We start from the raw sequence: 9,343 nt of genomic DNA on the forward strand, positions 1-9,343 counted from the left end.
CTCATCCCTCCCGCGCCACGGGATCCGTGGGCGCCTCGGATTCTTCATTCAACAGGGTCTGGATCTCGGGGCGGCAGGAGCCGCAGTTGGTGCCGGCCTCGAGGCAGGCACCCACGGCCTCGCAGCTCGCCAGCCCCTGCTCGCGAATCGCCGTGCGGATGCGCGTCTCGTCCACGCCGAAGCAGGCGCAGACCATGCGCCCGCGTGCGGCCTGGCCGTTCGGCGGACACCCCGTGAGCAGGGCCATGCGTTCGTCATCGGTGATCGACTCGGCCGCGAACAGACCGCCCAGCCATTCGCGCTCGGGCAGGCCGCGGTCGGGACCCGCGAACAGCACGCAGGCAAGCCGGCCCTCGTGAATACGCGCGGCGCGGTAGCGACCACCCGCCGGGTCGGCGAACTCCAGCCACTCGCCGGGGCCGTCCAGCCGTGCCCGCCAGTCGGCGATCTCGGGTGGCGCGCCACGCCCGGCCAGTTCAAAGCGCAGATGCCGCGGCCCGCGCGCGGTCACCGCGTAGTCGGCCTCCGGGAGACTCACCGGCTCGCGGCTCAGCACGAAGCCGTGCCAGCCCATCGCCGCCGGGCGCACCGAGACGGCCGTGTGCTTGAACGCCGGCTGCCCGGAGACCGGATCGACATGCGCGGGCACCAGGGCATCCACCCGCGCCAGCCGCGCGATCGGCCGGCTCCAGTGCATCGGCACGAACACGCTGCCGGGGCGTTGCTCGCGGCTCACCTGCACCCGCGCCAGCAGGTGCCCGTGACGGCTGGTCACCGCGGCCAGATCACCCGCCTGCACACGAAACAGCCCGGCATCTACCGGATGGATCTCGACGAACGGCTCCGACTGATGCGCGCTCAGGCGCGGCGTCCGCGCGGTGCGGGTCATGCTGTGCCACTGGTCGCGGATGCGCCCGGTGTTCAGGCGCAGGGGGTACTCGGCGTCGATCGAGTCGGTGGGTGCGCGCGGATCGACGGCCACGAGGTGCGCACGGCCGCTGGGGGTGAAGAAGCGCCCGTCCCCGAACAGATGCGTGGTCCCGATCTCGCTGCCAGCCGGGAGCGGCCACTGCACGGGCTCCAGGACGTCGTACCCGGCGGCCGAAAGATCTGCCAGCGCGCCGATGTCGAAGTCACGCCTGCCCTCGTTTTCGAACGCGGACAGGGCCGCATGCTCGCGGAAAATCTCCACCGGTTGCGTATAGGGGAAGGCCTCGGCAAAGCCCAGGCGGCGGGCGACCTCGGCCAACGCCCACCAGTCGTGACGCGCCTCGCCCGGGGGTTCCCGGAACGGGCGCTGGCGCGAGATGCGCCGCTCGGAATTGGTCACCGTGCCGTCCTTCTCGCCCCAGGTGGTCGCCGGCAACAGCACGTCGGCCACGCGGGTCGTCTCGGTCTCGTGCACGCAGTCGGAGACCACGACCAGCGGGCAGTCGCGCAGGGCCCGCTCGAAGCGTTCGGCTTCGGGCAGGCTGAACAAGGGGTTGGTGCCGATGATCCAGATCGCCTTCACCTGCCCCGATTCAACCGCGCGGAACAGATCCAGCGCCTTGAGCCCCGGCTTGCGGGCGAGATTCGGTGCATTCCAGAAGCGGCTTACGCGATCCAGGGACATTTCGTCGAAGCCCATGTGCGCGGCCAACTGGCTGGCGAGTCCGCCAACCTCGCGCCCACCCATCGCATTGGGCTGACCGGTCAGCGAAAACGGGCCCATGCCCGGGCGCCCGATGCGCCCGCTGGCCAGATGCACGTTGAGGATCGTCCCGGCCTTGTCCACGCCGCTGTCGGACTGGTTGATGCCCTGGCAGAACGCGGTAACCGTCCGCTCCGTTCGCGCGAACCAGCGGAAGAAGGTGGCCACCGCCTCGGGATCCAGTTCGCAGGCCTCAGCGGTCACGGCAATCGACGGACTGGAGGCGCGGGCTGCCGCCAGGGCGTCGGCGAAGCCATCGACGTGGCGTTCCAGGAATGCCGGGTCCAGCGCATCCTCGCGGCGCAGGTGATCCAGCAGGCCGTTGAACAACCAGGCATCCGTGCCCGGCGCCAGCGGCAGGTGCAGATCGGCCGCCTGGGCAGTGGCCGTGCGCCGCGGATCGATCACCACCAGCTTCATCTCCGGGCGCGCCGCGCGGGCGGCCTGCAGGCGCTGGAACAGCACCGGATGCGCCCACGCCATGTTCGAACCGACCACCACGACCAGGTCCGCCTGTTCGAAGTCGGTGTAGCTGCCCGGCACGCCATCCATGCCGAAGGCGCGGGTGTGTGCGGCCACGGCCGTGGACATGCAAAGCCGCGAGTTGGTGTCGATGTTGGCCGAGCCGACGAAGCCCTTCATCAGCTTGTTGGCAACAAAGTAGTCCTCGGTCAGAATCTGCCCGGAGACGTACAGCGCCACCGCGTCGGGCCCATACCGGTCGATCACGTCGCGAAAGCCGCCCGCGACATGATCCAGCGCCGTATCCCAGTCGACGCGCGCGCCCTCGATCTCCGGATGCAACAGCCGCCCCTCGTCCCCCAGTGTCTCGGCCAGCGCCGCGCCCTTGGAACACAGGCGCCCGGCGTTCGCCGGATGGGAGGAGTCGCCGCGCACCTCCACCGGAAACTCGGCTCCCGGCGTCGCGGTCACCTCCACGCCGCAGCCCACCCCGCAATAAGGGCAGGTGGTGCGGGTCACGGCGTCGGATGTGGCCATCTCAGCCCGCCTCGCGGCAGTCAACCACCGGCGCCGCGTCCGAATCGGTGGCGGAGGCGGCCAGGTCCAGCCACACCTGGCCCTCGGTCACGCGGACCGGGAAGGCATGTGTGCAGCCCGAATCCGCGCCCGTGGCCGCGCCGGACGGCAGGTCGATCACCCAGTTGTGCAGTGGACAGGTCACACGTTCGCCGTGGACGATGCCCTGCGACAACGGCCCACCCTTATGCGGGCACTGGTCGCGCAGGGCGAAGACGCGGTCGTCCGCGGTTCGGAACACGGCGATATCGCCGTTGGGGCCAGCAACGACCCGCGCGCCCAGCGGCGGGATCTCGTCGAGATGGCAGATCGCGGTCCAGCTCATGCCGACACCTCCGGACGCGGGGTCCCCGGCGTGCCATCCGCCGGCCGGATGGGGATGAACTCATGCGCCGCATGGCCGGCGGCCCGCTCGGCCCAGGGATCCACCTGCGCCACCTCCTGCGACTGAAGGAAGCGGGCGTACAGCGCGGCACGGTTCTCGGCGTCGTCCACCAGGCGTTCCTTCACCTGCGTCAGCCCGACACGCTCGATCCAGGGCGCGGTGCGCTCCAGGTAGCGGGCGCTTTCGCGGTAGAGCTGCATGAAGGCCCCGGCGTATTCGAGCACCTCGGCCTCGGTCTCCACCTTGCAGAGGAAGTCGGTCGCGCGGACCTTCACCCCGCCGTTACCGCCGACGTGCAGCTCGTAGCCGGAGTCCACGCAGACCACGCCAAGGTCCTTGATCGTCGCCTCGGCGCAGTTACGCGGGCAGCCGGAGACGGCCATCTTGAACTTGTGCGGCGTCCACGATCCCCAGCTCATCCGTTCCAGCTGGATGCCGAGACCGGTGGAGTCCTGGGTGCCGAAACGGCACCACTCGGAGCCAACACAGGTCTTCACCGTACGCAGGGCCTTGCCGTAGGCATGGCCGGAGACGAACCCGGCCTGGCCGAGATCGCGCCACATGGCTGGCAGATCGCTCTTTTCCACGCCCAGCAGGTCGATGCGCTGACCACCGGTGAACTTGACCGTGGGCACCTCGTAGCGCTCGGCCACCTCGGCGATCGCGCGCAGCTCGGCCGGCGTGGTCACCCCGCCCCAGATGCGCGGGATCACCGAGTAGGTCCCGTCCTTCTGGATGTTGCCGTGGGCGCGCTCGTTGATGAAGCGCGACTGCGCGTCGTCCTGGTACTCCTTCGGCCAGGCCGCCAGCAGGTAGTAGTTGAGCGCCGGGCGGCAGACGTGACAGCCGTTCGGGGTCTTCCAGTCGAGCGCCGCGAATACCGCGTCCATCGTCTTCAGGCCGTCGCGGGCGATCGCCGCGCGGACTTCGTCGTGACTGTGGTCGGTGCAGGCGCAGACAGGCTTTTTCGCCGGGGCGTCGGAGTAGTCACCGCCCAGCGTGGTCGCCAGCAGCGACTCGACCAGTCCGGTGCAGGAACCGCAGGAGTTCGAGGCCTTGGTGTGGGCGCGAACGTCCTCCAGCGTGAACAGCTTGTGCTCGCTGATCGCCTGGACGATATCCCCCTTGCACACACCGTTGCAGCCGCAGATCTCGGCGTTGTCCGGCATCGCCGCCACGCGCGAGGCCTCGTCGCCGTGGCCGGAGTCGCCGATATGCGCCTGGCCGAACAGCAGGTTCTCGCGGATATCGGCGACCGGCGTGCCATCGCGCATCAACTGGAAGTACCAGGAGCCATCCAGGGTGTCGCCGTAGAGCACCGCGCCCTGGATGCGATTGTCCTTCAGCACCAGGCGCTTGTAGACGCCGCGCGCGGCGTCCTGGAACACCAGATCCTCGGTGGTCTCGTCACCGGTGAAGTCGCCGGCGGAGAACAGGTCGATCCCGGTCACCTTGAGCTTGGTCGAGGTCATCGAGCCCTCGTAGCGCCCAATGCCGTACTCCGCGAGGTGATTGGCGCAGACCTTGGCCTGTTCCCACAGCGGCGCGACCAGGCCATAGGTCGTGCCGCGATGCTGCACGCACTCCCCGACCGCGTAGATCGCCGGGTCATACGTCTGCATCGTGTCGTTCACTACCACACCGCGCTCACAGTGCAGCCCGGCGGACTCGGCCAGCGCGGTATTCGGGCGGATGCCGACCGCCATCACCACCAGATCGGTGTGTACCTCACTGCCATCGGCAAAGCGCACGCCGGTGACCCGCTCGTCCCCGAGGATCGCCTGGGTCTGGTGCGCCATGCGAAAGTCCATGCCGCGCTCCTCCAGCGAGGCGCGCAGCATGCCGGACGCCGCAGGGTCCAGCTGGCGCTCCATCAGGTGATCCATCAGATGCACCACGGTCACGTCCATGCCCTGGCGCATCAGGCCGTTCGCGGCCTCCAGCCCCAGCAGGCCACCGCCGATGACCACCGCTCGCCGATGCTCACGGCTGGAGGCCAGCATCGCGTCGACATCGTGGATGTCGCGAAAGCCCACCACGCCGTCGAGATCGGCACCCGGAATCGGGATCATCACCGGATCCGAGCCGGTCGCCAGCAGCAGCCGGTCATACGGCGCCTCGGTGCCGTCCTCGGCGATCACCCGACGACCGACGCGGTCGACCCGCTCGACGCGCTTGCCCTTGTGCAGGGTGATCCCGTGCTCGGCATACCAGGCATCGTCGTTCAGCATGATCTCGTCGACGGTCTTCTCCGAGGCCAGCACCGGCGAGAGCATGATGCGGTTGTAGTTGCCCCAGGGCTCGGCGCCGAACACGGTGATGTCGTACATGTCGGGCTTGAGCTTCAGCAGCTCCTCGACCGTGCGCATCCCGGCCATGCCGTTGCCGATCAGGACCAGCCGCGGCTTGTCGTTTGACGTGTTCATTACGCAGCCTCCGCTTCCGGGTTCTTGTGACGCTCGTGGAGGAAGCGCAGGACTTCGGCCCGGTAGTGGTTGTACTGCGGGTTGTCGGCCATCGCCAGACGCTCGCGCGGTTTGGGCAGGTCAATCTCCAGGATCTCGCCGATGGTCGCGGCCGGGCCGTTGGTCATCATCACGATGCGGTCGGACAGCAGCACGGCCTCGTCCACGTCGTGGGTGACCATCAGCACGGTGTTGCCCAGATCCGACTGGATGCGCATCACCTCATCCTGCAGGTGGGCCCGGGTCAGCGCGTCCAGCGCACCGAACGGCTCGTCCATCAGCAGTACCTTCGGCTCCATCGCCAGTGCCCGGGCGATGCCGACACGCTGCTTCATGCCTCCGGAGATTTCGTCCGGGCGCTTGTCGAGTGCGTGGCCCATGCCGACCATCTCCAGCGTCTGCAGGATCCACTCGCGACGCTCGGCCGCCGACTTGGTGCCCTTGAAGGTCTTGTCCACCGCCAGGGCGACGTTGTCGCGCACCGTCAGCCAGGGCAGCAGCGAGTGGTTCTGGAACACCACGCTGCGATCCGGTCCCGGCTTGCTGACTTCACGCCCGTCCAGGATCACCGCGCCGGTGCTGGTCTCCAGCAACCCGGCGACGATGTTGAGCACCGTCGACTTGCCGCAGCCGGAGTGGCCGATGATGGAGATGAACTCGCCGCGTTCCACGTGCAGGTCGACGTCGCGCAGCACCTCGGTAGCCGAAGGCCCTTCGCCAAAGGTCTTGTGGACGTGTTCGATGGAGAGATAGCTGGTCATGATGTTTCTCCTGTAAGGGGCCGGCTCAGCCGGCCTGCGTGCCACGGGTAACCCAGTTGCCGACGATGGCAACCAGACGGTCGAGGAAGAACCCGACCAGGCCGACGTAGACGAGCGCGAGCACGATGTCGCTGAGCATGGAGGCGTTCCAGGCATCCCAGATAAAGAAGCCGATGCCAACACCACCGATCAGCATCTCGGCGGCCACGATCGCCAGCCAGGCGAGACCGATCCCGATGCGCAAACCGGAAAAGACATACGGCGCGGCGGCCGGGAGCATGATCTTGGTGAAGTACTCGAAGCCGTTCAGGCGCAGCACGCGGGCCACGTTCACGTAGTCCTGCGAGATATTCCGGATACCGACGGAGGTGTTGATGATGATCGGCCAGATCGCGGTGATGAAGATCACGAAGATCGCCGACGGATTGCTGGCCTGGAACGCGGCCAGCGAGATCGGCAGCCAGGCCAGAGGCGGCACGGTACGCAGGACCTGGAACAGCGGGTCGAGTCCGCGCATCGCCCAGGTGGACTGGCCCACCAGCACGCCCAGGCCGATACCGGCGACTACCGCCAGCGCATAGCCGTAGGCCACGCGCTCCAGGCTGGCCAGCAACTGCCAGGCCATGCCGACGTCGTTACCGCCGTAGTCATAGAAGGGATTGACGATCAGTTCCCAGGTGTCGGTAATCACCTGGCTCGGGGCGGGCAACACGGCTCCCGGGGAGGACGCCATCATCTCCCAGATAAGCAAAAAAAGCGCCGTGACGACCACCGGCGGCACCACGACCGCGGCAGTATTGCGCAGGCGCCGGGCCCAGGCCCCGGGATCTGCCCCGGGGCGCGGCTGGGGCCTGGCCGCAATGGTGGTGGCCTTCCGGGCCACGGGCCGGGTGGGCGACGCGTCGGCCGCCGGGCGTTCGCGCCCGGAGCCAAAGGTCAGGGTGCGGTCGAGAATGGCACTCATCGCGAAATCCTCTTGAATCGTTTGTTCGGGGGTCAGTCGGGCAACGCGTCAGGACGCGAGCGCCTTGATGTCCAGGCTGTCGAGATAGGCCTGCGGGTTCTCCGGGTCGAAGACCTTGCCGTCGAAGAACGTTTCCTTGCCGCGCGAGGTGGACTCGGGGATGTCGGCGCCGTCGATGCCGAGCGCCTCGGCGGCCTCGCGCCAGATGTCCTCGCGGTTCACCTCGTCCACCAGCGCCGGCATGTCCAGGTCCGGCGGCAGATAGCCCCAGCGGATGTCCTCGGTGAGGAACCACAAGTCGTGGCTCTTGAACGGGTAGGAGGCCTGGTCCTTCCAGTAGCGCATCTGGTCGGGGTGATCCTCGACCACGCGTCCGGTGCCGTAGTCGAAGTTCCCCTGCATGCGGTCGATGATGTCGCCGTACGGGGCGTGGATGTAGCGCCGGCGCGAGCAGATCTCGGCGACCTCCTCCTTGTTCACCGGGTCCTCGCAGTACATCTGCGCCTCCATCACCGCCATGGTCAGGGCGCGCGCCGCGTTCGGATGAGCCTCCACCCAGTCGGCACGCATGCCCAGCGCCTTCTCCGGGTGGTTGTGCCACAGTTCGCCGGTGGTGTTGGCGGTGTAGCCGATGCCCTGATTGATCAGCTGCATGTTCCACGGCTCGCAGACACAAAAGGTGTCCATGGACCCGACGCGCATGTTGGCAACCATCTGCGCCGGCGGGACCACGATGGTGGCGATGTCGCGGTCCGGATCGATCCCGCCGGCGGCCATCCAGTAGCGGATCCACAGATCATGGGTCCCGCCCGGGAAGGTCATCGCCGCACGAATGTCGTCACCGCCGGCGGCCTTCTCGGCCAGGGCGCCCTTGAACTCCGTGGTGTCGGTGCCGACCTTCAGGTCCGCGTACTCGTCCCCGACCGAGATGCACTGCCCGGCCAGGTTCAGTCGCGCGAGGATCGTCATCGGCGTGCCCCGGCGATGGATCAGGTAGGGCATTGGCGTGAGGATGTGCGAGCCATCGATTCCGCCGCGTTGCGACCCCAGATCCAGGTTGTCGCGCACCGTGCCCCAGGAGGACTGCTTCAGCACCTGCACATCGGGCATGCCGTGAGCGGCGAAAAAGCCCTTCTCCAACGCAATGAACAGCGGTGCGGCATCCGTCAGAGCGATGAAGCCGAGCTTCGCCTCGGTGGTCTCCGGCTTGCCATTGCCGGCCTTCGCATAGCCCCAGGGCGCCGCGCCCGAAAGGCCCATTGCCGTGGCGCCGATTCCGGCGGCCATGCCGCCCAGGAAACGCCGGCGCGACAGGCCGGAGGTGTTCTTCGTGTCGTTCGTTTGATCGGTCATTACGGGTTCACTCCCCTTGTCAGCAAACACATCCCAAAAACGAAAAAAGGCGTCGCATCAGCCCGGCCGCTTGTGCAGCCGGGTGATGGACGCCTTTGTCCAGTCTCACGGGAGCCCCGGTCATCGGGTCTCCCTGTTGTCAGGCGACGAACCGCCGTTGGCTCGTCTTGCCCATCCTCCTGCAGGAGGTGTGCCAATTAGCCGTTGCTAGGCGACCCTGCGGGAAACAATCGCCACGTGGCGCGGAAAAATCGGATGGTTTCGAACACCGGGTCGAACGCTTGCGGGAAGCCCGAAGTCCGGAAGACAATCCCTGAGGCACCAGCCTGGGGCGCACTTGCGGTGCAGTTGACCTGCAATAGTGCGCTGCCAGAGGGCGACCTAACCCGCCGTAGGAGCCGCCTTGGCGGCGAAGCCCCTGCCCGCGCCGGACTTTGGCAGGGGCTTCGCCGCCAAGGCGGCTTGTATGTTTAACCCCGGCAGGCCTAGAAAGGGTCTGTCGGGGTGGAGGGACGAGGCCGGCATCTGGCCTGTGGCACAGACGGTAGGAGAATTCGTCCCACCCCTCACCTTAAACGCCGATAAGGAATCGATCGGCACGGGACCGACGATAGATGGCAAGCCAGCGTTCGGTGAGGCCCCGACAGACAACTCCAAGCTAGCTCGGGAGGTGTGATGATGGCA

6 protein-coding genes are annotated in these 9,343 nt (G+C 67.6%); all 6 read right to left on the minus strand.

Going from position 1 to position 9,343, the window contains the following annotated elements; translation table 11 throughout:
* Position 1: 1 nt before the first annotated feature.
* The 6 genes from F622_RS0105475 to F622_RS0105500 are packed head-to-tail and all read right to left on the minus strand — an operon-like array spanning position 2 to position 8,659.
* Positions 2–2,692 carry a nitrate reductase gene (locus tag F622_RS0105475; RefSeq protein WP_018650402.1) on the minus strand — a complete coding sequence of 897 codons (2,691 nt, stop codon included), beginning with the start codon at positions 2,690–2,692 and terminating at the stop codon, positions 2–4.
* A gap of 1 nt (position 2,693) precedes the next feature.
* Complete coding sequence (gene nirD, locus F622_RS0105480) at positions 2,694–3,056, minus strand: nitrite reductase small subunit NirD (protein WP_018167925.1); 363 nt, start codon at positions 3,054–3,056, stop codon at positions 2,694–2,696.
* Positions 3,053–5,542, minus strand: a complete 2,490-nt coding sequence (gene nirB, locus F622_RS0105485; RefSeq protein WP_019571469.1) for a nitrite reductase large subunit NirB — start codon at positions 5,540–5,542, stop codon at positions 3,053–3,055. The genes nirD and nirB overlap by 4 nt, the downstream gene beginning before the upstream one ends.
* Positions 5,542–6,342, minus strand: a complete 801-nt coding sequence (locus tag F622_RS0105490; protein ID WP_018650404.1) for an ABC transporter ATP-binding protein — start codon at positions 6,340–6,342, stop codon at positions 5,542–5,544. The genes nirB and F622_RS0105490 overlap by 1 nt, the downstream gene beginning before the upstream one ends.
* A 25-nt stretch (positions 6,343–6,367) precedes the next feature.
* The gene (gene ntrB / locus F622_RS0105495; RefSeq protein ID WP_018167927.1) at positions 6,368–7,306 is read right to left on the minus strand and encodes a nitrate ABC transporter permease; all 939 of its coding nucleotides are present in this window, start codon (positions 7,304–7,306) and stop codon (positions 6,368–6,370) included.
* Positions 7,307–7,354: 48 nt separating this feature from the next.
* Entirely contained in the window at positions 7,355–8,659 is a 1,305-nt protein-coding gene (locus F622_RS0105500) for a CmpA/NrtA family ABC transporter substrate-binding protein (protein WP_018167928.1), read from the minus strand.
* Positions 8,660–9,343: the final 684 nt, after the last annotated feature.

The sequence above is a fragment of the Thioalkalivibrio sp. ALMg3 genome (assembly GCF_000381225.1).
Lineage (GTDB): Bacteria > Pseudomonadota > Gammaproteobacteria > Ectothiorhodospirales > Ectothiorhodospiraceae > Thioalkalivibrio > Thioalkalivibrio versutus.